We start from the raw sequence: 21,789 nt of genomic DNA, 5'->3' as shown, positions 1-21,789 counted from the left end.
GGGGGACGCGAGGGGGTGGCCGGGGCCTCAGGGTAGGCCCCGGCCACCCCCTCGACGCGGCAGCGGCCCGCCGCCGGCCGCGCGGGATCACCTCATTGCGCGCTCCGCCCGGCCAGCGCGTCCGCGACGAAGGTGTCCAGCACCCCGTCGCCGACCACCACCGGGATCCGCTTGCCCTTCATGTCGACGTAGACATAGGACTTCGCCTTCGTCGCCAACCCCGGGATCCGCGCCCGCAGTTGACGGGCCGTCGCCCCGTCGCCCGACCGGTCCGCCACGATCAGCCGCAGGGCGTCGCGGGCCGCCACCGCCCAGGCGCGGGTGGCGTCCAGCCACGGCGCGCTCTCCCGGGCGAAGTCGCGGTCGGGGAGCCGGTCGCGCAGCACGCCGGGCGCGTCCCGCAGTCCGCTCAGCACCGCGTCCAGCGGCCGGGCCCGGCCGTCCTTGCGGAACCGGTCCAGGGCGGCGGACAGTTCGGGTGCCTGGTGCGGGTTGATGGCCGAGGTGTAGTTGACGTCCGCGAAGGCCCGCAGGGCGCGGGCGGTGCGGGCGTCACCGCCGGCCAGCTCCTCGATGGCCGCGCCCCAGGAGGCCCGCGCGTCGTACGCCCGGTCGTTCCAGGTGTAGTCGGCGACGGTGGCCAGGGCCAGCTTGGAGGCGGCCGGCTGGATCATCGGGTTCGCGGTGAGCCCGGCCAGCTGGGCCGGCACCCCGGGCGCCCGCCCGTTGAACGGCCCGAGCATCAGCCGCTTGCTGACGTAGTCGTTGACCGGGTAGTTGTCCCAGACCAGGATCGGGTGGCCGAAGACCTGCCGGGCCTGCTTCGCCTGCGCGACGGTCATGGTGGGCGCGAGCACGCCCACGCCCGTCCACTCCACCAGCACATCGGCGTCCAGCTTGGCGGCGAGCGCCGCCTTGTAGGGCGTCGCCTTCAGGTCGTAGTACTCGGTCGGCACCATCTGGAGCGGGCGGGCTCCCCGGTGGCGGGCGATGAACTCCCGGTTGACGCGGTTGAGCAGCTGCGCCTGCGCGGTCCCGGCCGCCCCGCCGCCGGTCCCGAACTTCGCCTTGTCCGCCGCGCAGTTCCACTTGGTGTAGCTGATGTCGTCCAACGGCACCGCGAAGGTCCGCACCCCGATGTCCCACAGGGTCGCGAACTTGGCGGTCAGCGCCTTGACGTCGGCGTCCGAGCTGTAGCAGACGGAGAGCCCGGGGGAGAGGGCGTAGGTGAACTCCACGTGCCGGGCCCGGGCCCGGTCCACCAGCTCCTGGATCCGGTTCAGTTGGGCCGCCGGGTAGGGGTCGCGCCACTTCTCCCTGAGGTAGGCGTCGTCCTTGGGGGAGTAGACGTAGATGTTCATCTTGTGCCGGGCGGCGAAGTCCAGTTGGTCGAGGCGCGCGGCGTGCGACCACGGGGTGCCGTAGAAGCCCTCGATGACACCGCGCAGCGCCGTCGCCGGCCAGTCCCGTACGACGGTGCCGCGCATCCGGGCGCCCGGACGGGTGCGGTGCGGCAGCAGTTGGCTCAGCGTCTGGGCGGCGTAGTACGTGCCGGTGGCGTCCTTTCCGGCCAGCGCGATCCGGTCGCGGCCGGCGGCCAGCGCATAGCCCTCGGCCGGGAGCCCGGCGGTGCCGCGCGCCCCCAGCTCCTCAAGGGTGCGCTCGGCGCCCGCCCCGTCCACGTAGACGGTCAACCGCCCGCCTCCTGCGGCGGCGTGGCCGGCCCGTACGACGCGCTCGGCGCCGGCGTCCTTCAGGGCCCGCGTCACCAGCGCCAGCGCCGGGGCGTCGGTGCCCGGCCCGGCGACGAGGGCCACGGTCCGGGTGACGGTGAGGTGGTCGGAGCGGTCGTGGACGGACTGCGGGACGGGCGAGAGGGCGGCGGCGGTGGCGGTGGCTGTGGGTCTGGCCCGGTCGCCGCCGGACTCGTGGGCCGGTGCGGCGCCGGACGGCCCCGTCATGCCCGCCAGCGGGAGCACGGCGAGGGCCACGGCGAGGCCGGTGGTGGCCGCGGTGCGCGTACGGTGCATCCTTCGGTCCTCCTCGGTCAGCGAGGTTCACGGACGAGTCTGGTGCGTGCGTCGCGCCGCGGGCGCGCTGCCGGGCGCGCGTCGGGCACGGTGTGGCAGCAGGGTTCACCCGATCGCCGGGGCGGGGCAAGGGGGCCCGGGCCGGCCGGACCTCGGCCCCCTCGCCCCTAGCGGGACTTGGCGATGACCACCAGCAGGCTCATGAAGGCCAGCAGCGCATGGGTCGCCACGACGTAGATGAAGACCCGTACGTACAGGCCGCGCGGTGGCTTGTTCTCGACGTAGCGGCGGGAGGTCGGGGCGACCGGCGCGCCCTCGGCGGCCGGGGGAGTGGACGGGGCGGGAGCGGTGTGGTCGGGCACGGCGGACGGACCTTCCCTTCCGGAACGGTGAATGGTGAGCGGTGAACGGGCGGTCAGCGGGAGGACGGTGGACGGACGGCGGCTCAGCCGCCGCGGCGGTGCGGCGCGTGGTCGCCCAGGCACAGCTCGGCGGCGCCGCTCTGCAGCAGCGTGTGCACGAACAGCAGCTCGGCCCCGTCGCGCGAGGCGGCGGCCAGCCGGTGCGGGACGAGCGAGTCGAAGTGCGCGGCGTCCCCCGGGTCCAGTACGTGCACCGCCTCGCCGAGCGTGAGCCGCAGCCGACCGGTGAGGACGTAGAGCCACTCCTCGCCGGGGTGCACCCGCACCAGGTCGCCCTGCACCCGCTGCGGCACGTGCACCCGCAGCGCCTGCATGGCGCGTCCGGCGCCGCCCACGGTCCAGTACGTCCAGCCGCCGGCCTCCGAGGGCTCGGCGCGGCCGGCCCGCACGATGGGGTCCCGCTCCGGGGCGGTCTCGCCGAGCAGGTCGGATACCGTGGTTCCGTAGGTCCGTGCCAGGGCCAGCAGCATCGGGAGCGAGGGCTGCCGCTGACCGGTCTCCAGCCGGGACAGGTGCGCGGGCGACAGGCCCACCCGCCGGGCCGCGGCCTCCAGTGTCAGTCCGCTGCGCCGCCGCAGGTCGCGCAGGCGCGGGGCGACGGTGGACAGCCCCTCCGGGGCGGCGCCGGAGGGCGGATCGGGGAGCTCGGTCATGTCTCCGGTATAGCCAGCCCTCGTCTCACAGGCAAAAGATTTGCCTCTGAGGCAAAAGCTTGTCGGGAAACGAGCGGAGCGGGGGGCGGCGGAACATTTCGGATGTCCCGCGCGAACCGTGGGGTGGTCGCGTGAACTCCCGGGAAACATCAGCTCTTTGGGATTGACAGGGGCATGTCTACGCGCGTCATGCTGATGGGCATGAGAATCCCCCCACGGATGACCAGGATCGGCGCTGCCGGCGCCCTCGTTGCAACTCTTCTCCTCGGTGGCACGGCGGTCGCCGCGACGCCCGCCGCCACGGCACACCCGGCCGCGGTGCACACCGCGACCGTCCACGTCAAGTCGGTCGGCAACATCTGCAAGTCCGCGCTGCCGTCCCAGGCGATCGACACCCTCAACCTGATCGAGCAGGGCGGCCCCTTCCCGTACCCCGGCAAGGACGGGTCGGTCTTCACCAACGTCGAAGGCGTCCTCCCGGCCCAGAGCGCCGGCTACTACCACGAGTACACCGTCATCACTCCGGGCGCGCCCACCCGCGGCGCCCGGCGCATCGTGACCGGTGACGAGTCGCAGAAGGAGGACTACTACACCTCCGACCACTACAAGACCTTCAACCTCATCGACTTCGGCTGCTGACGCAGGCGGACAGCACGGCCGCACGAGCGGCCACCCGGCGGCCGGGGTGCCCACGCACCCCGGCCGCCGTCGTGCTCCCTCGAACTCCCCGGCCCCACCGGCCACTTCCCTCTCTCCTTCGCCCATTCTCGGCAGAAGGGGCGCACAGGGGCGCACCCCGAGAGAGGATTGTCAGGGGTTGCCGGTAGCGTTTCGGTAGAAACGAGAAATGGGCGGGCATCGGCGGCAAACGGGCTTCGAGCGATCAGCCGGCGCGGCACGCCCCGGAAGTGCTGGGTCTGTCGTGAGCCGCGTCACAGCGGCGAGGGCGTCGGAGAAGAAGGAAGGACGGCGAACTGCCGTGTATCGCTGGGAGATCACCCGGGCCGCACTGGCGCAGCGCGTTTTCGCCATCGTCCGCAGCAAGACGTACGACGAGGCGAGCGCCACCGCGGACACCCTGCTGTCGGCCGGCATCACGAGCCTGGAGATATCCCTCACCACGCCCTTCGCGCTGGAGGCGGTCACCACCCTCACCCGCGAGCTGGGGGACGACGCGGTCATCGGCGCCGGCACCGTCCTTGACGCCGCGTCGGCCCGGATGGCGGTGGACGCCGGCGCCCGCTTCCTGGTCTCCCCGAGCCTGGATGCCTCGGTCATCCGCACCGGCCACCGCTACGGCGTCCCGGTCTTCGCCGGGGTCTCCACGCCCACCGAGATCGTGCGGGGCCTGGAGCTGGGTGCCGACGCCCTCAAGCTGTTCCCGGCCGCCGACCACCACCCGTCCTGGGTCGGCGACGTCCGCGCCGCCCTGCCGCAGGCTCCGTTGCTGCCCACGGGCGGCGTGACGATCGAGACCGCACCGGAGTGGATCGCGGCCGGCGCGGTCGCGGTGGGCATGGGCTCGGCCCTGTCCGAGGGCGACCGCGAGACGGTCGCCAAGCGCGCCGCGGACCTCCTGGCCCGGCTCGCCGACGCGGTGCCCGAGCCCGGCGAGGCCGGGGCGCTGGACCCGTACGGGGACTGACCGGCGTCCGGCCGGCGTCGCCCGGCCGTCCACGGGCCGGGCGGGGGCTTCACCCGGTGGCCGGGCTCTGCCACTCTGAGCGCTCCGGCCACCTGATCAGGAGTCAGCCCACGATGAAGCGCGCCGCGACCCTCCCCGCCCTCGCCTGCCTGCTCGCCGTCACCGCCGCGGCCCCGGCGGCCTCCTACGCCTCCGCCCCGGCCGCCGGCACCGCCGCCGCGGCCACCGCCCAGCGGGACCGGCGGCCGGCGACGCTGCTGGACGCCGTCCCGCGCCGCGGGGTGCTGCGGGTCTGCACCACCGGCGACTACCGCCCCTTCAGCTACCGCGACCCCGCCACCGGCAACTACCGCGGCGTGGACATCGACCTGGCCCGAGACCTCGCCAAGAGCCTGGACGCCACGCCCCGTTACGTCCCGACGACCTGGGCCGGGCTGGTCGGCGACCTGACGTCCGGGCGCTGCGACATCGGCATGGGCGGCGTCTCGATCACCCTGGCCCGGGCCCGCTCCGTCTACTTCAGCGAGCCGACCCGCACCGACGGCAAGACCCCCGTCGTCCGCTGCGCGGACCAGGACAAGTACCGGACCCTGGAGCAGATCGACCGCCCCGGCATCCGCGTCGTGGTCAACCCCGGCGGCACCAACGAGCAGTTCGCCCGCGCCCACATCAAGCGGGCCACCCTCACCGTCCACCCGGACAACACCACGATCTTCGACGAGATCATCGCCGGCCGTGCCGACGTGATGATGACCGACGCCAGCGAGACCCGCTACCAGGCCAAGATCCACCCCGAACTGTGCGCGGTCCACCCCGACCAGCCCTTCACCTTCGCCGAGAAGGGCTACGCACTGCCCCGCGGCGACGACCAGTTCAAGGCGTACGTGGACCAGTGGGTCCACCTCGCCACCCACGACGGGACGTACCGGAAGTACGAGGACGCCTGGATGAAGTAGGCCGCGGCGCCGCGGCACCGCGCGCGGACCGGGCGGCTCCGGTCAGCCGTCCGCCGGGCCGCGGTGCCCCAGCACGTTGACCACCCGCCCGTCCGGATCCTCGACGAAGAAGCGGCGGACGCCCCACTCCTCGTCCCGCAGCGGGTGCACGATCCGCGCGCCGGAGGCCAGGACGGCCGCGTACGCCGCGTCCACGTCCTCGACCTCGATGCTCAGGTCCGGGGCGACCGGCGCGGACGCGTCGTGCGTGAGGAAGGTGAGCTGCGCGGTGGGGTTCGCGGGGGAGGCCAGCGTCATCACCCAGCCGTGGTTCATGACCTCCTCGAAGCCGAGCAGGCCGTAGAACGCGCGGTGGCCGGCCAGCGCCTCCGCGGCGCCGTCGTGGGCGATGTGCAGGTCGGGGACGACGCGGCGGACGGACACGGGGGCTCCTTGGCGGGCCGGGGACGGCGGACCGACGGCCGGGCGCGGCGGGCCGGCTGACGGGATGCTACGCGTCCGGGCGGGCCCGGCGGGCCGCTTCGACGACATCGCGGGCGGACGCCCCAACCCCCCTTGTCCGGACAATGTGACCTCCGGACTTCCCGTCATCTGTGCGGGCGGATACGCTCGCGAGCGTGGGGAAACGCGATACAGATGCCGCGGGCGCCGAGGGCCCCGTCCAGTTCAGCGTGGATCGGAACAGCCCGGTCCCGCTGTATTTCCAGCTGTCGCAGCAGCTGGAGGCCGCGATCGAGAACGGCAGGCTGGCCCCCGGCAGCCTGCTCGGCAACGAGATCGAGCTGGCCGGCCGGCTCGGCCTGTCCCGGCCCACGGTGCGCCAGGCGATCCAGTCGCTGGTCGACAAGGGCCTGCTGGTCCGCCGCCGCGGCATCGGCACCCAGGTCGTGCACAGCCAGGTCAAGCGCCCGCTGGAGCTCAGCAGCCTCTACGACGACCTGGAGGCGGCCGGGCAGAAGCCGGCCACCCGGGTCCTGCTGAACACCACCACCGCGGCGGACGCCCAGGTCGCCGCCGCGCTGGGGATCGCCGAGGGCGCGGAGGTCGCCCTGGTCGAGCGGCTGCGGCTGACCCACGGCGAGCCGGTCGCCCACCTGCGCAACCACCTCCCCGCCGGGCTGCTGAAGCTGGAGACCGCCGAGCTGGAGGAGACCGGCCTCTACCGGTTGATGCGGGCCGCCGGGATCACGCTGCACAGCGCCCGCCAGGCCGTCGGCGCCCGCGCCGCGTCGGCCGAGGAGGCCGCCCGCCTGGAGGAGCCCGAGGGCGCGCCGCTGCTCACGATGCAGCGCACCACCTTCGACGACACCGGTCGCGCGGTGGAGTTCGGCTCGCACGTCTACCGTGCGTCCCGCTACGCCTTCGAGTTCCAGCTGCTGGTCCGGCCCTAAGGCATCGGGCCGTACGGTGGACGGCGGGCCCGGAATCCTTCGTTCCGCTCGTCAGAATGTTCTGACAAAGCATTGACGTGACTCCGCCCGCGCCGCTAGAACTCGTCCAGCCGCAATCCGGCGGCGGGGGAGCGAAGGCGGTCCACCATGATCTGCGTCAGCACGGCCCGACCCGGAAGCAGCCGGTCCGGAACGGTCCGAACCCTTACCACTCCGCTCGCGGCGACCGGGGTCCGGACCCCGTGAAACGGTACAGAACGCCGGTAACGGATACTTGGAAGGTTGCCCGGCCCGGCCGCCGGCCGGTGGTGCGGCGACAGCAGACAGACCCGGGACAGCGACAAGAGCGGGAAAGGCAAGTCCTCGTGGCAAGGGTTGGAAGAAGAGGACGCGTCGTGGGCGCCGTGCTGGCGGCGGTGCTCGGCGTCTCCCTGGCGGGGTGCAGCAGCACCGGAGGCAAGCGCGCGGAGGAGGAGCGCGCCGCGCAGACCGCCGGTGGCAAGGCCGCCGTGCACACCCCCCGGTGGACCTTCGCGATGGTCACCCACTCGGGAGACGGCGACACCTTCTGGGACATCGTGCAGAACGGCGCCCAGCAGGCCGCCGTCAAGGACAACATCAACTTCGTCTACGCGCACGACAAGGAGGCCCAGCGGCAGAGCCAGCTGGTGCAGTCCTACATCGACCAGAAGGTCGACGGGCTGATCGTGTCGCTGGCCAAGCCGGACGCCATGAAGGACGTCGTCCTCAAGGCCGAGAAGGCCGGCATCCCGGTGATCACGGTGAACTCCGGCGCCGAGGAGTCCAAGGCGTTCGGCGCGCTCACCCACATCGGCCAGGACGAGACGGTGGCCGGCGAGGCGGTCGGCGAGGAGCTGACCAAGCGCGGCAGGAAGAAGGCCCTGTGCGTCCTGCACGAGCAGGGCAACGTCGGCCACGAGCAGCGCTGCGACGGGGCCGCGAAGACCTTCAAGGGCGAGATGCAGAAGCTGTACGTGGACGGCACCAACATGCCCGACGTGCAGGCGTCCATCGAGTCCAAGCTCCAGGCCGACCCGGACATCGACGCCGTGGTCACCCTCGGCGCGCCGTTCGCCCCCACCGCCGTCAAGGCCAAGGAGCAGGCCGACAGCAAGGCCGAGATCGACACCTTCGACCTCAACGCGCAGGTCGCGAGCGGTCTGGAGGACGGCTCCCTGGGCTTCGCGGTCGACCAGCAGCCCTACCTCCAGGGCTACCAGGCGGTCGACCTGCTGTGGCTGTACAAGTACAACGCCGACATGCTCGGCGGCGGCAAGCCGGTGCTCACCGGCCCGCAGGTGATCACCAAGCAGAACGCCGCGGCCCTCCAGGAGTACACGAAGCGGGGGACCCGATGAGCACGGCCGACGCACCGACCCGGCAGCCCGCGCCGTCCGGCGGCGCGGGCGACGAGCGGCTGGTGCACCGTTCCCTGGCGCGCCGGCTGATGAGCCGCCCCGAGCTGGGCTCGGTGGTCGGGGCGATCGCGGTCTTCGTCCTCTTCTCGCTGGTCGCCGAACCGTTCCTGCGGCCCGCCAGCCTCTCCACGGTCCTCTACGCGTCCTCGACGATCGGCATCATGGCGGTGCCGGTGGCGCTGCTGATGATCGGCGGGGAGTTCGACCTGTCGGCCGGCGTGATGGTCGTCAGCTCGGCGCTGATCTCGTCGATGTTCAGCTACCAGATGACCGCCAACACCTGGGTCGGCGTCGGGGTGTCCCTGCTGGTCACCCTCGCCATCGGCGTGCTCAACGGGGTACTGCTGACCCGGACGAAGCTGCCCAGCTTCGTGATCACGCTGGGCACCTTCTTCATGCTGACCGGCCTCAACCTGGGCTTCACCAAGCTGATCAGCGGCACCGTCTCGACCAAGTCCATCGCCGACATGGAGGGCTTCGACTCGGCCCGCGCGGTCTTCGCCTCGCACCTGACCGTCGGCGGTGTGGACATCCAGATCACCATCGTGTGGTGGCTGGTGCTGGTCGCGCTCGCCACCTGGATCCTGCTGCGGACCCGGGCCGGCAACTGGATCTTCGCGGTGGGCGGCAACGCGGACGCGGCCCGGGCGGTCGGCGTCCCGGTCACCCGCACCAGGATCGGCCTCTACATGGGCGTCGCGTTCGCCGCCTGGATCTCCGGCCAGCACCTGCTGTTCTCGTACGACGCGATCCAGTCCGGCGACGGCGTCGGCAACGAGTTCCTGTACATCATCGCGGCGGCGGTCGGCGGCTGCCTGATGACCGGCGGCTTCGGCTCGGCGATCGGCGCCGCGGTCGGCGCGTTCATCTTCGGCATGGCCAGCAAGGGCATCGTCTACGCGCAGTGGAACCCGGACTGGTACAAGTTCTTCCTCGGCGCGATGCTGCTGCTCGCCACGCTGCTGAACGCCTGGGTCCGCAAGCGGGCGGAGGACAAATCATGACCGCGCTGGTCGCACTCGACGACGTCAGCAAGTTCTACGGCAACGTCAAGGCGCTGACGGACGTGTCGCTGGAGGTGCACGCGGGCGAGATCACCTGCGTCCTCGGTGACAACGGCGCCGGCAAGTCCACCCTCATCAAGATCATCGCGGGGCTGCACCGGCACGACGCCGGCACCTTCACCATCGAGGGAAAGGAGGCCCGGCTCGGCTCCCCGCGCGAGGCCCTGGACCGCGGCATCGCCACCGTCTACCAGGACCTGGCCGTGGTGCCGCTGATGCCGGTGTGGCGGAACTTCTTCCTCGGCTCCGAGCCGACCACCGGCGTCGGCCCGTTCCGACGGCTCGACGTGCGCACCATGCGCGAGACCACCCGCGCCGAGCTGCTGCGGATGGGCATCGACCTGCGCGACGTCGACCAGCCGATCGGCACCCTCTCCGGCGGCGAGCGGCAGTGCGTCGCGATCGCCCGCGCCGTCTACTTCGGCGCCAAGGTCCTCGTCCTGGACGAGCCGACCGCGGCGCTCGGCGTCAAGCAGTCCGGGGTGGTGCTCAAGTACGTCGCGGCCGCCCGGGACGCCGGGCTCGGCGTGGTGTTGATCACCCACAACCCGCACCACGCCTACCTGGTCGGCGACCGCTTCGTCCTGCTCAAGCGCGGCACGATGGCCGGCAGCCACCTCAAGTCGGAGATCGCGCTGGAGGAGCTGACCCGCCAAATGGCGGGCGGCAGCGAGCTGGAACAACTCAGCCACGAGCTGGCCCGCGGCGGCCCGACGGAGTTCCCCGGCGGTCACCGACCCGAGTGAACGTCGACGCGCCCCGGGACGGCCGCAGGCCGCCGCCGGGGCGCGTCGTCCCACACCGCGGTGCGCCGGACGGCGCGGGTGATGCACAATCGCACCGGACCATCCAGCGAGGCCCCGGCCTCCCCGAGACCCGCAGGGACGAGACGACTCTTGCGCGCACGCAGCCGCCGAACGGGGGTCCCACCCACGCCCTTCAGGCAGTGGGGGAGCAACGGCAGCCGCCCCGGCTGTCCCGGCCGCCGCCCCGGCAGCCGAACCGGCGACGAGGTCCTGGGGGTGACCCGATGAGCATGTACCGGGACCGGGCGCACCGCGGCACCGCCCGCGCCACCGTCCTCCGCACCGTCGGCGCCAGGGAGCGCCGCTCCCACCTGACCGCGCCCCGCGTGCCCACCGTCGGCATCGACATCGGCGGCACCAAGGTCATGGCGGGCGTCGTCGACGCCGACGGCACCATCCTGGAGAAGGTCCGCACCGAGACGCCGGACAAGTCCAAGAGCCCCAAGGTCGTCGAGGACACCATCACCGAGCTGGTGCTGGACCTCTCCGACCGGCACGACGTGCACGCGGTGGGCATCGGCGCGGCCGGCTGGGTCGACGCCGACCGCTCCCGGGTGCTCTTCGCCCCCCATCTGAACTGGCGCAACGAGCCGCTGCGGGACCGCCTCGCCGGCCGGCTCGCGGTCCCGGTCATGGTCGACAACGACGCCAACACCGCCGCCTGGGCGGAGTGGCGGTTCGGCGCCGGTCGCGACCAGGACCACCTCGTGATGATCACGCTGGGCACCGGCATCGGCGGCGCGATCCTGGAGGACGGCGCGATAAAGCGCGGCAAGTACGGGGTGGCCGGCGAATTCGGCCATATGCAGGTGGTCCCCGGTGGCCACCGCTGCCCGTGCGGCAACCGCGGCTGCTGGGAGCAGTACAGCTCCGGCAACGCCCTGGTCCGCGAGGCCCGGGAGCTGGCCGCCGCCGACTCCCCGGTGGCGTACAACATCATCGAGCGGGTCGGCGGCCGGATCGGCGACATCACCGGCCCGCTGATCACCGAGCTGGCCCGGGAGGGCGACGCGATGTGCGTCGAGCTCCTCCAGGACATCGGCCAGTGGCTCGGCGTCGGCATCGCCAACCTCGCCGCCGCCCTCGACCCGTCCTGCTTCGTCATCGGCGGTGGCGTCAGCGCCGCCGACGACCTGCTGATCGGCCCGGCCCGGGACGCCTTCCGGCGCCACCTCACCGGCCGCGGCTACCGCCCCGAGGCCACCATCACCAAGGCCCAGCTGGGCCCCGAGGCCGGGATGGTCGGCGCCGCCGACCTCGCCCGCCTGGTGGCCCGCCGCTTCCGGCGTGCCAACCGCCGCCGCGTGGAGCGCTACGAGCGCTACGAACGGTCCGGCCGCCGATGACCGAACCGGATTCCCTGCACGACGACCACCACCAGGGCGGCACGCCGCGCCCCCGGACCCGCCGGCCGTTCCTCATGGCCCTGGTCATCTTCCTGCTGATCACCATCCCGGCCGGCTACATCGTCATCTCGGCCGAGCAGAGCCGCGACAGCGGCGAGGACAAGGAGGCCGAGGCCGCCGCCACCGGCCTGACCAACGCCTTCCCCTCCAAGCTCCAGCAGCGGATCTACAACGTCCCGGTGCCGATCGGCTCCACGCCCGTCTACTACTACGAGACCAACTCGTGGAAGACCAGCTCGCTGTTCGTGCAGTTCCGCACCAACGACTGGGGCCTGACGCAGTACCTCGCGGCCGTCGGCACCAGCGCCGCCGCCCTGAAGCAGGGCGCGGTCACCATCCCGCCGGAGCAGGCGGCGAAGGTCGGCTGGGACTTCAGCGCCGACTGGCCCTGGCGGGGCACCGCGGTCGACCGGCCGGCGCCGCAGCCCTCCCAGCGGATCGTGGTCAGCGACGACGAACCCGGGCACCCGGTGGTTTACGTGGTTTCGACCGTGCGGTTCTGATTGTGCCCGTCGCTTCCTGACCCGGGTGTCAGGACCGCGTCACGGCGTCGGTTAGCGTGGTCGGGTGAGCGAGAAGACCCTGCAGCACCGGATCGACGGTCCCGATGGCGCCCCCGTCCTCGTCCTGGGGGCCGCCCTCGGGACGACCTGGCATATGTGGGACCGGCAGATCCCCGAGCTGACACGTCAATGGCGCGTCATCCGCTTCGACCTGCCCGGCCACGGCGGATCGCCCGCGCACGCAGCGACCTCCATCGCCGAAGTCGCCGACCGGCTGGTCGCCACCCTCGACGTCCTGGGCGTGGAGCGGTTCGGCTACGCCGGCTGTGACCTGGGCGGCGCCGTGGGGATCCAGCTGGCCCTCACCCGCCCGCAGCGCGTCACCTCCCTCGCACTGGTCTCGTCCTCGCCGCGCTACGGCACCGCCGACGCCTGGCGCCAGCGCGGTGTGGTGATCCGCACCAACGGGCTCGAACCGATCGCTCGCACCGCGCCCGAGCACTGGTTCACCCCGGGCTTCGCCGGCGGCCAGGCCGCCATCGTCGAGTGGGCCGTCCAGATGGTGCGGACCACCGACCCCGGGTGCTACATCGCCGCCTGCGAGGCGCTGGCCGCCTACGACGTGCGGTCCTCCCTGGGCCGGGTGGGCGTGCCCACGCTCGTCGTCGTCGGCGCCGAGGACCAGGTCACGCCCACCACCGAGGCCCGCACCCTGGTCGCCGGCATACCGGACGCCAGCCTGGCGCTGATCCCCGGCACCTCGCACCTGGCCCCCGTCGAGCAGCCCGCCGCCGTCAGCGAACTGCTCATCCGCCACTTCAGCACCGCCTGGCAGGACAAGCCCGGCCCCGCCGCCATCAGCGCGGCCGCCCCCAAGCCGCAGCTCGCGCCCCCGATGCCCACCCACGCGCCACCCGCCATCGAATCCGGCCTCGCGCAGCCCGCCCAGGTCCGCGGCGGCATGTACGAGCAGGGCATCAAGGTCCGCCGCGAGGTGCTCGGCGACGCCCACGTGGACCAGGTGGAGGCCACCACCGACGACTTCAGCGCCGACTTCCACGACTTCATCACCCGCTACGCCTGGGGCGAGACCTGGACCCGACCGGGCCTGGACCGCCGTACCCGGAGCGTCATCACGCTCACCGCGCTGGTCGCCCGCGGCCACCGCGAGGAGCTCGCGCTGCACACCCGCGCCGCCCTCCGCAACGGCCTGACGCCCGCGGAGATCAAGGAGATCCTGCTGCACACCGCGGTCTACTGCGGCGTCCCGGCCGCCAACTCCGCCTTCGCGGTGGCCCAGAAGGTCATCCAGGAGGAGACGACCCCGGAGGGGTGAGGCCCGAGGGCAAGATGACCTCATGGAACTCACCAAGAAGACCCACGCCTGCGTCCGGATCGAGAAGGACGGGCGGACGCTGGTCATCGATCCCGGGGCGTTCAGCGAGGAGGACGCGGCCGTCGGCGCGGACGCGATCCTGGTGACGCACGAGCACCCGGACCACTTCGACGAGGGCCGGCTGCGACGGGCCATGGAGGCCGAACCCGCCGCCGAGATCTGGACCCTGGCCAGCGTCGCCGACCAGATCTCCGCGGCCTTCCCCGGCCGGGTGCACACCGTCGGCGAGGGCGACGCCTTCACCGCCGCCGGCTTCGAGGTCGAGGTGTACGGGCAGCTGCACGCGGTGATCCACCCCGACATCCCGCGCATCACCAACGTCGGCTTCCTCCTGGACGGCACCGTCTTCCACCCCGGCGACGCGCTGACCGTCCCCGAGGGCCGCGCCGTCGACACCCTGCTGCTGCCGGTCCACGCGCCCTGGAACAAGGTCGCCGAGATCATCGACTACCTCCGCGCGGTCGCCCCGCGCCGGGCCATCGACATCCACGACAGCCTGCTCCAGGACCACGCCCGCCCGGTCTACGACGGCATGATCGACAAGCTCGGCGGGACCGACCACGGCCGCCTCACCCCGGGGGCGCACACCGAGGTGGGCTGATTGTCGGTGCCGCGCTGTAGGTTTACGGACATGCGCATCGCGACCTGGAACGTCAACTCGATCACCGCCCGCCTCCCGAGGTTGCTGGCCTGGCTGGAGAAGTCCGGCACGGACGTGCTGTGCGTCCAGGAGACCAAGTGCTCCGACGAGCAGTTCCCCTACGACCAGCTCCGCGAGCTGGGCTACGAGGCCGCGGTCAACGCGAGCGGCCGGTGGAACGGCGTCGCGCTGCTCTCCCGGGTGGGTCTGGCGGACGTGGTCAAGGGCCTGCCCGGCGGCCCGGAGTACGACGGTGTGCAGGAGCCCCGTGCGGTCTCCGCGACCTGCGGCCCGGCCCGCGTCTGGTCGGTCTACGTCCCCAACGGCCGCGAGGTCGATCATGCGCACTACACCTACAAGCTCGGCTGGTTCGAGGCCCTGAAGGCGGCCGTGGCCGAGGACGCCGCGGGCAGCCGCCCGTTCGCGGTCCTCGGCGACTACAACGTCGCCCCCACCGACGAGGACGTCTGGGACCCGGCCGTCTTCGAGGGCCTCACCCACGTCACGCCGGCCGAGCGCGCCGCCCTGGCCGCCCTGCGCGAGGCCGGCCTGTCGGACGTCGTGCCCCGCCCGCTGAAGTACGACCGTCCCTACACCTACTGGGACTACCGCCAGCTCGCCTTCCCCAAGAACCGCGGCATGCGCATCGACCTGGTCTACGGCAACGCCCCGTTCGCCAAGGCCGTCTCCGACGCCTACGTCGACCGCGAGGAGCGCAAGGGCAAGGGCGCCTCGGACCACGCGCCCGTGGTGGTCGACCTCGACGTGTGAGCCGGTCGTGCGCCGCGGTCGCCTCCCCGATGCGCCGGGGTGGCGCACGGCGGTGCGCAGGCGGCCCCGTCGCCGCGCCGCGCGCCCTGTGGCCGCGGTGCGGGGGTGGGTGGGACCCTCGCACCATGAACCTGTCTTTCCTGGACAAGTGGCGTAGGCGCACGGACGCGGCCGGATCGGTGCCGCTGGCCGAGTCGGTGCGCGCGGATCCCGAGAGCGTCGTCGAGCTGCTCTCCGAATGCGAGTTGCTGCGCGACCAGGCGGCCACCGCCGGGGTCGAACTCGACGACTCCGTACGGTCGTTGGAGGAACTCGACCAGCTCCAACCGGTGTGGCGCGACGACCCCGAGGTGCTGACCTGGCTCGGCAACGACGCCGGGCTCTACCTCGGCACGGTCCTGGTGCGCACGGTCCGCGGCGCGGTCTGGCACGTCTGGCCGGACGGGCAGCCGGTGGTGCGGCTGGCGTCCGGCCGGGAGATCGACGTGGTGGCGGCCGGCCATGCCTGGGCCGACGACGGTGCCCCCGAGCTCTCCCACCTCTACGCCGAGGTCGCGGAGGGCTGACCCGCCGGGGCCGATCGGCCCGCCCCGCGCGTGTCACCGGCGAAGCGCCCCGTGCGCATGGGTACGTTGCGATCTCTCCGCTGCACGGACGAGAGGGGGCGGGGCGGCCCATGGCCCGTGACGCACTGACCGAGCCGCGCGGGATCCCCGCCGACATACGCCCCGCGCAGCCCCCGGGCGGCCGGCAGCCGGGCGTGCCCCCGGGCCGTTCGGGCGGCCGGACCGTCGAGCACTGAACGGCGCGCCGCGATGCCGCACCCTCCCGCCCCGCGCCGCCGCGCCCGCCCGGCCCTGCTCGCCGCGCTGCTGCTCGCCCTCCTCGCGCCGGCCGCGGCCGGCTGCGGCCGTCCCGGCAGCCCGCCCGTCAAGGGCCCCACCGCCGCCGACCTGCCCAGCTACCCGGTGGCCCGGGACTTCTCGCTGCCCGACTCGCCGACCTGGACGGCCGCCAAGCGCCGCGGCCGGCTCGTCATCGGCGTCAAGGAGGACCAGCCCTACCTCGGCGAACGGGACCCGGCCAGCGGCACCTACCGCGGCTTCGACATCGAGATCGCCACGATGCTGGCCGCCGCGCTCGGCTTCCCCGAACACGCCGTCACGTTCCGCACCGTCGCCTCCGCCAACCGCGAGACCGCGCTGCGGAACGGCCAGATCGACCTCTATGTCGGCACGTACACCATCAACGCCAAACGGAAGCAGCAGATCGGCTTCGCCGGCCCGTACTACCTGGCGGGCCAGTCGCTGCTGGTGCGCAGCGACGAGCACGACATCCGCGGCCCGCAGGACCTGGCCGGCAAGCGCGTCTGCTCGGTCGCCGGTTCCACCGCGTACCAGCGCATCCGGGCCCGGTACCCCAAGGCCGTCCTGGTCGCCTACGACAGCTACTCGGTGTGCGTGGACAACCTGCTGACCTACCAGGTCGACGCGGTCACCACCGACGACGCGATCCTGCTCGGCTACGCCGCCAAGGTGCCCGACCAGCTGAAGGTCGTCGGCGAGCCGTTCTCCAAGGAGCCGTACGGCATCGGCGTGCGGCGCGACGACGACGCGTTGCGGTTCGCGCTGGACGACGCGCTCGCCGCGGCCGAGCGGAACGGCACCTGGCGGAAGGCGTACGAGGCGACGCTCGGCGTGTCCGGGATGCCGCCGCCCGCACCGCCCCCGATCGACCGCTACCCGGCGACCTGAGGAGCCAAGGAACCGACCGATGAACGTCCTCCTCGACAACCTCTCCCTCTACGGGCACGGTCTGCTGGGCACCGTCGAACTGACCGTCTACGCCTCCCTGCTGGCCCTCGTCCTCGGCTTCCTGATGGCGGCCTTCCGGATCGCGCCGGTCCGCTCGCTGCGGGTCTTCGGCACGGCCTGGGTGACGGTGCTGCGCAACACCCCACTGACCCTGCTGTTCTTCGCGGTGCTGCTGGGGCTGCCGCGGTTCGGTCTGGTGCTGCCCTTCACCCTGTTCGCCGTCCTGGCGCTGGGCTGCTACACCTCCGCGTTCGTCTGCGAGGCGGTGCGCGCCGGCATCAACACCGTGCCGGCCGGGCAGGGCGAGGCGGCCCGCAGCCTGGGCATGACCTTTCGGCAGACGCTCGGCCTGGTGGTGCTGCCGCAGGCGTTCCGCGCGGTCATCGCGCCCATCGGATCGACCCTGATCGCGTTGGCCAAGAACTCCGCGATCGCCGGCTCGTTCAGCGTCGTCGAACTCCTCGGCGTCTACCGGCCGCTCAACGAGAGGGGCTACGGCGTCATCTGGTCCTTCGTCTGGATCGCGGTCGGCTACCTCCTCGTGACCCTGACCATCAGCGCGCTCTTCAACGCGCTGGAGAAGCGGTACGGAGTGGTCCGATGAGCACCGTCCTGTACGACCTGCCGGGTCCGCGAGCCCGGCGCCGGCACCGGTGCGTCGGGCTCGTCGGGACGCTGGTGCTGCTCGCCCTGGTCGGCTGGATCCTCTTCCTCCTCTTCCACACCCACCAGTTCACCGCGGCGAAGTGGACCCCCTTCGCCTATCAGGGCATCCAGGAGCTGCTGCTCACCGGGCTGGGCAACACCCTGCGGGCGTTCGGGCTGGCGGCGGTGCTGGCGCTGGCGCTGGGCGGGGTGCTGGCGGCCGGGCGGCTCTCCGCGCACCGGCCGATCCGCTGGGCCGGCACCCTGCTGGTGGAGTTCTTCCGGGCCATGCCGGTGCTGGTGCTGATCTTCTTCATCTATGTCGCGCTGCGCGCGGAGCCGTTGACGGCCCTGGTCAGCGGGCTGACGCTGTACAACGGCTCGGTGCTGGCGGAGGTGTTCCGGTCCGGGGTGAACGCCGTGGAGCGCGGCCAGGGCGAGGCGGCGTACGCGCTGGGGATGCGCAAGACCCAGGTGATGCGGTACGTGCTGGTGCCGCAGGCGGTCCGGGCGATGCTGCCGGCGATCATCTCCCAGTTGGTGGTGGCGCTGAAGGACACCTCGCTCGGCTTCCTCATCACCTACGAGGAGTTCCTGCACGCCGGCAAGCTCATCGCGTCCAACCTCGACTACGACCTGCCGTTCATCCCGGTCGTCATGATCATCTCGCCGGTGTACATCGGGATGTGCATGCTGCTGTCCTGGTTGGCCACCTGGGTCGCCCGGCGGTAGCGGCGCAATCCCAAGGTCGAGGCGGGCGGGGTGGCGGCCCCGGAGCCGGCGACGCTCCAGCAGGAGGACCACCGGGCGCGGGGGTGAACGGGCCCGGCCCGGCGGCCCGTTCACCGGGGCGGGCCGGCCGACCGGTGGTCGAGCGGGGCCCGTGCGGCGTCAGACCCGCCAGACGCCGTCCCGCATCAGTTCCCGCCCGGGCAGCTCGTTCTCCTCGCGCCAGACCAGCAGCCGGTGCGGGGTGAAGCGGAGGAAGACCCACGGCGCGCGACCGAGCGGGTTCCAGCCGAGCTTGGCCCCGAGGGCGTCCGCGGCGTCCCGCGACAGCGCGTCGTTGGCCAGGACCTCCACGGTGCAGTCGGCCAGCACCACGTCCCGGGTGGTGCCCAGCGCCACCCGGCTCTCCGGGCGGGCGGCGAGGTTGCGGGCCGTGGGGTTCGTGCCCTTGGTGGACATCACCAGGCGCTCGCCGTGCCAGACGAACGACAGCGGGACCAGGGTGGCCGCGCCGTCGGCGGAGGCGGACGACACCCAGGCGTCCTCCTCCGTCTCCAGCAGCCGCAGCGCGTCCCGTTTGCGTTGCCCGGCGTCGCGGGGCGGGGGGAGAGTCCTCATGGCGGCGAGCGTAACGAGCCCTCCCCGCCCACCGCTTCGGCCGCGGGCCGTAGGACGACGGTCCTAGGGCCTCTCCCCGATGGGGCATGGCCGGGGCCTTTAGGACCCGTGGTCTTGGTCGCGGACCGGCACCGAGACATACGACGGGTCGTCCGCCGGGGAGGAGAACGTCAGCCGGGCGCCGGCGGGGTTCTGGGCGATGTAGAGCGGGTCGACGGTGTCGACGACGACCGCGAGCCGGTGCCCGGCCGGTACGTCGTAGGCGGTGGCGAAGAGGTCCAGGTCCACGCCGAACGGCCGGTCCGGGGTCTTGTCGTGGAAGGTGAACGGCGCGTGGGTGACGAGCTTGCCCAGGCCCAGCGGGCCGACGTCGTAGAGGTAGGCGATGGCGGTGCCGCTGCTCGCGGTGCTGGTCACGGTGGTGTGCAGCCGGGTGGTGCCGCGCACCCGCTGCCCGGTCGGGTACGGCGCGGACTGCCAGACGGCGGCGGCCGAGCGCGGCAGCAGCGGGATCGACGCCATCGGCGGCAGCCGGAAGAACTGGTCGAGCATGCTGGAGAGGAAGATCAGTCCGCCGTCGGCACCGGAGTCGATGCCGGTGTGGACGCGCCGGGTGCCGTCGAGGGCGATCCGGCGGTGCGCGGAGGGCACGTCCCGCCAGCTCTTGTAGCCCTCGTAGGCGCCGGTGGAACGGGACTTGAGGAGGACCGGCGGCTCCCGGTCGATGCCGTTGTCGACGCCCTTGAGGTAGTGGTCGAGCCAGCGCTTGGAGTCGTTCCAGGTGTCGTTGGGCAGTCCGAGCAGCCCCAGCCCTTCGGCGGTGGCGTGATCGCCGGGGCGGAACTCCAGCCGCTTGGGGCCCTTGAGCTTCTCGAAGAACGCCGCGTACTGGTCGGGCGGGAAGAGCGAGTCGCCCCAGGCGTTGCCGAGCAGGATCGCCGCACCGTTGGCGTTGATCCGGTCGAGGTAGGTGGCGGGCGAGCGCTTCCGACCCCACGCGATCATGTCCTTCTCCTTGGACATGTCGGCGCTCAGGAAGTCCTTGAGGACCTGCTGGAGTTCGGGGCTGGGCCGGCCGGTCAGCGCGCCCGCACCGCCCAGCACGGCCGCCGCCTGGAGGTGCGGGGTGCGCCCGCTGTAGATCGAGCCGATCAGGTCGGCCCAGCCGCTGAGCGCCGCGACCGCCTTGATCCGCTTGTCGGACGCGGCGGCCAGCAGGCTGATCCCGGCGCCGTAGGAGACCCCGGCCATCCCGACCTTGTGCGGGTCGGCCGGCGTGTGCGCCAGCGCCCAGTCGACGACCTTGGAGGCGTCGGCGACGTCCTGCGGCCCGGCGGTCTCTATCTGCCCGCCCGACTGCCAGAAGCCGCGCGAGTTGTAGCCGACCACGACGTATCCGGCCTCGGCGAGCCGGCGGGCCTGCGCCAGGTATTCGACCTGTGGCATCGCCCAGCTGGTGGGCAGCACGACGAGCGGGTACCGACGGCCGCCGTCGGCCCCGGCGGGGGTGAAGACGTTGGCCTTGAGCGTGATCCCGCCGGCCCCGGTGATGTCGACGAACCGCAGGGTGGGGGAGCCGGTGGCCGCCGGCCGGGCGGTGGCCGCGGTGCGGGCGGGCGCCGGGGCGGCGCTCGCCGGGGCGCCGGCGAGGACCGCGCCGGCGAGCACCGCCGCGGAGACGGTACCGATGGCGGCGCGCAGCGTGGTGCGGGAGGACGTCATCTTCTGCTCCAGATCTCGACGCGAGCCGCACGGGACGCTGTCCCGAGGATCCTGGGACAGGAGGGGCGCCCGGTGGCCCGATGTGACTGGAGAGTAAGGTCCGTTGCTTACCCTTGGTAACCCGTCGGTAGGTTACGGCTGGGTAACGCCGATGCGGCGAAGGGGAGTTCGATGCCGCCCGGGACGTTCACGGAAGGGGCGTGACGGAACGAGAGGCGAGGGGGCGGCGTGACGGGTACGGACGGGGTGGACGCGGCGGAGACGCCGTTCGACGCCGGTGAGCGGCTCGCGTGGGCGGGCCGCGCCGACGCGTTCGCGGCGGGGTTCGGCCGACTGTGCGCGTATACAGTCCCGCGGCTGCTGGACGCCGCGGGCATCACCGAGGGCACCCGGGTGCTGGACGCCGGCACCGGGACCGGCACCGCCGCCGCGGCGGCCTGCGCCCGCGGGGCCCGGGTGACCGCCGTGGACGCCGAACCCGACATGGCGCGCAGCGCCGCGACCGCCGCCCCGGGAGCCGTCGTCCGGCTCGCCGCCCTTCCCCACCTCCCCTTCCCCGACGGCGCGTTCGACGCCGTCGTCGGCAACTTCGTACTCAACCACGTCGGCCGGCCCCGGGCGGCGCTGGCGGAGCTGCGCCGGGTGACCCGGCCCGGCGGCCGGATCGCGCTGACGATCTGGGCCGCACCGCCCGCGCCGGGCCAGGCGCTGCTCGGCCGCGCGGTGCGGGCCGCCGGCGTGCCCCGGCCGGCGGACCTGCCCGCCCTCGCGCCCGAGGACGACTTCCCGCGCACCGAACGGGGTCTCGCTGAACTGCTGGGAACGGCCGGACCGTTGACGGAAGTCGCGTGCTCCGCGGTGTCCTGGGAGCATCGCACCACGGCGGAGGAGTGGTGGCGCGGCCCGGCGGCCGGCGTGGCGGCCATCGGCCGGGTCGTGACCTCCCGGGGTCCTGGGACGGTCGAGCGGATCCGGCGCCATTTCCTCGATCTGGCTGCCGAGTTCACCCTTCCCGACGGGCAACTGTCCCTGCCGCACACGGCGTTGCTGGCCTCCGGACGGGTCGACGGGTAGCGGGGCCGCGGACGGTGCCGACCGTCGGCCGGGTCGACGCCACCCCGAACTGGCCGTCCTCCCCG

Annotated in this window: 23 protein-coding genes and 1 pseudogene; 18 read left to right on the top strand and 6 right to left on the bottom strand. The window is 72.9% G+C overall.

All coding sequences use genetic code 11. The features are described from left to right. Nucleotides 1–92: 92 nt before the first annotated feature. The 3 genes from MOV08_RS10850 to MOV08_RS10840 form a co-directional block, all read right to left on the bottom strand. Nucleotides 93–2,030, bottom strand: coding sequence for a glycoside hydrolase family 84 protein (locus MOV08_RS10850; RefSeq protein WP_275307264.1), 1,938 nt, complete (start codon nucleotides 2,028–2,030; stop codon nucleotides 93–95). 167 nt (nucleotides 2,031–2,197) lie between these two features. Next, entirely contained in the window at nucleotides 2,198–2,392 is a 195-nt protein-coding gene (locus MOV08_RS10845; RefSeq protein ID WP_039631606.1) for a DUF6126 family protein, read from the bottom strand. 83 nt (nucleotides 2,393–2,475) lie between these two features. Further along, the gene (locus MOV08_RS10840; protein ID WP_275307262.1) at nucleotides 2,476–3,105 is read right to left on the bottom strand and encodes a helix-turn-helix domain-containing protein; all 630 of its coding nucleotides are present in this window, start codon (nucleotides 3,103–3,105) and stop codon (nucleotides 2,476–2,478) included. 201 nt (nucleotides 3,106–3,306) lie between these two features. On the opposite strand from MOV08_RS10840, the gene MOV08_RS10835 reads away from it, so the two are divergent. From MOV08_RS10835 to MOV08_RS10825, 3 genes are all read left to right on the top strand, one after another. Next, a complete protein-coding gene (locus MOV08_RS10835; RefSeq protein ID WP_039640582.1) occupies nucleotides 3,307–3,744 on the top strand; it encodes a guanyl-specific ribonuclease in 438 nt (145 codons plus the stop codon). A 340-nt stretch (nucleotides 3,745–4,084) separates the two neighbouring features. Beyond that, a complete protein-coding gene (locus tag MOV08_RS10830) occupies nucleotides 4,085–4,750 on the top strand; it encodes a bifunctional 4-hydroxy-2-oxoglutarate aldolase/2-dehydro-3-deoxy-phosphogluconate aldolase (protein ID WP_039631602.1) in 666 nt (221 codons plus the stop codon). 113 nt (nucleotides 4,751–4,863) lie between these two features. Next, a complete protein-coding gene (locus MOV08_RS10825) occupies nucleotides 4,864–5,706 on the top strand; it encodes a transporter substrate-binding domain-containing protein (RefSeq protein WP_275307260.1) in 843 nt (280 codons plus the stop codon). Nucleotides 5,707–5,748: 42 nt separating this feature from the next. Here MOV08_RS10825 and MOV08_RS10820 read toward each other — a convergent pair whose 3' ends face one another. Then, on the bottom strand, nucleotides 5,749–6,129 hold the full coding sequence (locus MOV08_RS10820; RefSeq protein WP_275307258.1) for a VOC family protein: 381 nt from the start codon (nucleotides 6,127–6,129) through the stop codon (nucleotides 5,749–5,751). A gap of 248 nt (nucleotides 6,130–6,377) precedes the next feature. Between MOV08_RS10820 and MOV08_RS10815 the strand changes: the two genes are divergently transcribed. The 14 genes and pseudogenes from MOV08_RS10815 to MOV08_RS10750 form a co-directional block, all read left to right on the top strand. After that, nucleotides 6,378–7,097, top strand: a complete 720-nt coding sequence (locus tag MOV08_RS10815) for a GntR family transcriptional regulator (protein ID WP_039631596.1) — start codon at nucleotides 6,378–6,380, stop codon at nucleotides 7,095–7,097. A gap of 395 nt (nucleotides 7,098–7,492) precedes the next feature. Continuing rightward, nucleotides 7,493–8,476, top strand: a complete 984-nt coding sequence (locus tag MOV08_RS10810) for a sugar ABC transporter substrate-binding protein (protein ID WP_420834147.1) — start codon at nucleotides 7,493–7,495, stop codon at nucleotides 8,474–8,476. Next, nucleotides 8,473–9,540, top strand: coding sequence for an ABC transporter permease (locus MOV08_RS10805; protein WP_039631594.1), 1,068 nt, complete (start codon nucleotides 8,473–8,475; stop codon nucleotides 9,538–9,540). Before MOV08_RS10810 ends, MOV08_RS10805 begins: the two co-directional genes overlap by 4 nt. Next, entirely contained in the window at nucleotides 9,537–10,346 is an 810-nt protein-coding gene (locus MOV08_RS10800; protein ID WP_275307257.1) for an ATP-binding cassette domain-containing protein, read from the top strand. The genes MOV08_RS10805 and MOV08_RS10800 overlap by 4 nt, the downstream gene beginning before the upstream one ends. Nucleotides 10,347–10,630: 284 nt before the next feature. Further along, nucleotides 10,631–11,752, top strand: coding sequence for an ROK family glucokinase (locus MOV08_RS10795; protein WP_039631591.1), 1,122 nt, complete (start codon nucleotides 10,631–10,633; stop codon nucleotides 11,750–11,752). Then, the gene (locus MOV08_RS10790; RefSeq protein ID WP_039631588.1) at nucleotides 11,749–12,315 is read left to right on the top strand and encodes a hypothetical protein; all 567 of its coding nucleotides are present in this window, start codon (nucleotides 11,749–11,751) and stop codon (nucleotides 12,313–12,315) included. Before MOV08_RS10795 ends, MOV08_RS10790 begins: the two co-directional genes overlap by 4 nt. A 64-nt stretch (nucleotides 12,316–12,379) precedes the next feature. Then, complete coding sequence (gene pcaDC, locus MOV08_RS10785) at nucleotides 12,380–13,651, top strand: bifunctional 3-oxoadipate enol-lactonase/4-carboxymuconolactone decarboxylase PcaDC (RefSeq protein WP_275307256.1); 1,272 nt, start codon at nucleotides 12,380–12,382, stop codon at nucleotides 13,649–13,651. A gap of 22 nt (nucleotides 13,652–13,673) precedes the next feature. After that, entirely contained in the window at nucleotides 13,674–14,312 is a 639-nt protein-coding gene (locus tag MOV08_RS10780; protein WP_039631584.1) for an MBL fold metallo-hydrolase, read from the top strand. 30 nt (nucleotides 14,313–14,342) lie between these two features. Beyond that, nucleotides 14,343–15,122, top strand: coding sequence for an exodeoxyribonuclease III (locus MOV08_RS10775; protein ID WP_039631582.1), 780 nt, complete (start codon nucleotides 14,343–14,345; stop codon nucleotides 15,120–15,122). A gap of 125 nt (nucleotides 15,123–15,247) precedes the next feature. After that, nucleotides 15,248–15,688 (top strand): DUF6278 family protein, encoded by a 441-nt coding sequence (locus tag MOV08_RS10770; RefSeq protein WP_039631580.1) that lies wholly within the window; start codon nucleotides 15,248–15,250, stop codon nucleotides 15,686–15,688. Between the two features lie 110 nt (nucleotides 15,689–15,798). Then, nucleotides 15,799–15,924, top strand: a complete 126-nt coding sequence (locus MOV08_RS10765; protein WP_275307255.1) for a hypothetical protein — start codon at nucleotides 15,799–15,801, stop codon at nucleotides 15,922–15,924. A gap of 13 nt (nucleotides 15,925–15,937) precedes the next feature. Continuing rightward, nucleotides 15,938–16,876: a glutamate ABC transporter substrate-binding protein gene (locus MOV08_RS10760; RefSeq protein WP_275307253.1), complete on the top strand. Its 939-nt coding sequence runs from the start codon at nucleotides 15,938–15,940 to the stop codon at nucleotides 16,874–16,876. Nucleotides 16,877–16,895: 19 nt separating this feature from the next. After that, a complete protein-coding gene (locus MOV08_RS10755; protein WP_275307251.1) occupies nucleotides 16,896–17,540 on the top strand; it encodes an amino acid ABC transporter permease in 645 nt (214 codons plus the stop codon). Further along, nucleotides 17,537–18,310: pseudogene (locus tag MOV08_RS10750) on the top strand (amino acid ABC transporter permease); the annotation flags it as partial. The gene MOV08_RS10755 and the pseudogene MOV08_RS10750, both read left to right, overlap by 4 nt. Nucleotides 18,311–18,472: 162 nt before the next feature. Here MOV08_RS10750 and MOV08_RS10745 read toward each other — a convergent pair. Beyond that, nucleotides 18,473–18,928, bottom strand: a complete 456-nt coding sequence (locus tag MOV08_RS10745; protein WP_275307247.1) for a pyridoxamine 5'-phosphate oxidase family protein — start codon at nucleotides 18,926–18,928, stop codon at nucleotides 18,473–18,475. Nucleotides 18,929–19,027: 99 nt separating this feature from the next. Further along, entirely contained in the window at nucleotides 19,028–20,650 is a 1,623-nt protein-coding gene (locus MOV08_RS10740; protein WP_275307246.1) for an alpha/beta fold hydrolase, read from the bottom strand. A gap of 228 nt (nucleotides 20,651–20,878) precedes the next feature. On the opposite strand from MOV08_RS10740, the gene MOV08_RS10735 reads away from it, so the two are divergent. Then, the gene (locus tag MOV08_RS10735; protein WP_275307245.1) at nucleotides 20,879–21,724 is read left to right on the top strand and encodes a class I SAM-dependent methyltransferase; all 846 of its coding nucleotides are present in this window, start codon (nucleotides 20,879–20,881) and stop codon (nucleotides 21,722–21,724) included. Nucleotides 21,725–21,789 lie beyond the last annotated feature (65 nt).

Source organism: Streptomyces yunnanensis (assembly GCF_029011865.1).
Classification (GTDB): domain Bacteria; phylum Actinomycetota; class Actinomycetes; order Streptomycetales; family Streptomycetaceae; genus Streptomyces; species Streptomyces yunnanensis.
This window is presented reverse-complemented; position numbering and strand designations above follow the sequence as displayed.

Coding starts and splice junctions, on each gene's coding strand:
- MOV08_RS10765 (WP_275307255.1), top strand. CDS start 15,799: ATGGCCCGTGACGCACTGACCGAGCCGCGCGGGATCCCCGCCGACATA.
- MOV08_RS10740 (WP_275307246.1), bottom strand. CDS start 20,650: ATGACGTCCTCCCGCACCACGCTGCGCGCCGCCATCGGTACCGTCTCC.
- MOV08_RS10745 (WP_275307247.1), bottom strand. CDS start 18,928: ATGAGGACTCTCCCCCCGCCCCGCGACGCCGGGCAACGCAAACGGGAC.
- MOV08_RS10800 (WP_275307257.1), top strand. CDS start 9,537: ATGACCGCGCTGGTCGCACTCGACGACGTCAGCAAGTTCTACGGCAAC.
- MOV08_RS10850 (WP_275307264.1), bottom strand. CDS start 2,030: ATGCACCGTACGCGCACCGCGGCCACCACCGGCCTCGCCGTGGCCCTC.
- MOV08_RS10755 (WP_275307251.1), top strand. CDS start 16,896: ATGAACGTCCTCCTCGACAACCTCTCCCTCTACGGGCACGGTCTGCTG.
- MOV08_RS10780 (WP_039631584.1), top strand. CDS start 13,674: ATGGAACTCACCAAGAAGACCCACGCCTGCGTCCGGATCGAGAAGGAC.
- MOV08_RS10795 (WP_039631591.1), top strand. CDS start 10,631: ATGAGCATGTACCGGGACCGGGCGCACCGCGGCACCGCCCGCGCCACC.
- MOV08_RS10840 (WP_275307262.1), bottom strand. CDS start 3,105: ATGACCGAGCTCCCCGATCCGCCCTCCGGCGCCGCCCCGGAGGGGCTG.
- MOV08_RS10825 (WP_275307260.1), top strand. CDS start 4,864: ATGAAGCGCGCCGCGACCCTCCCCGCCCTCGCCTGCCTGCTCGCCGTC.
- MOV08_RS10770 (WP_039631580.1), top strand. CDS start 15,248: ATGAACCTGTCTTTCCTGGACAAGTGGCGTAGGCGCACGGACGCGGCC.
- MOV08_RS10835 (WP_039640582.1), top strand. CDS start 3,307: ATGAGAATCCCCCCACGGATGACCAGGATCGGCGCTGCCGGCGCCCTC.
- MOV08_RS10775 (WP_039631582.1), top strand. CDS start 14,343: ATGCGCATCGCGACCTGGAACGTCAACTCGATCACCGCCCGCCTCCCG.
- MOV08_RS10805 (WP_039631594.1), top strand. CDS start 8,473: ATGAGCACGGCCGACGCACCGACCCGGCAGCCCGCGCCGTCCGGCGGC.
- MOV08_RS10790 (WP_039631588.1), top strand. CDS start 11,749: ATGACCGAACCGGATTCCCTGCACGACGACCACCACCAGGGCGGCACG.
- MOV08_RS10760 (WP_275307253.1), top strand. CDS start 15,938: ATGCCGCACCCTCCCGCCCCGCGCCGCCGCGCCCGCCCGGCCCTGCTC.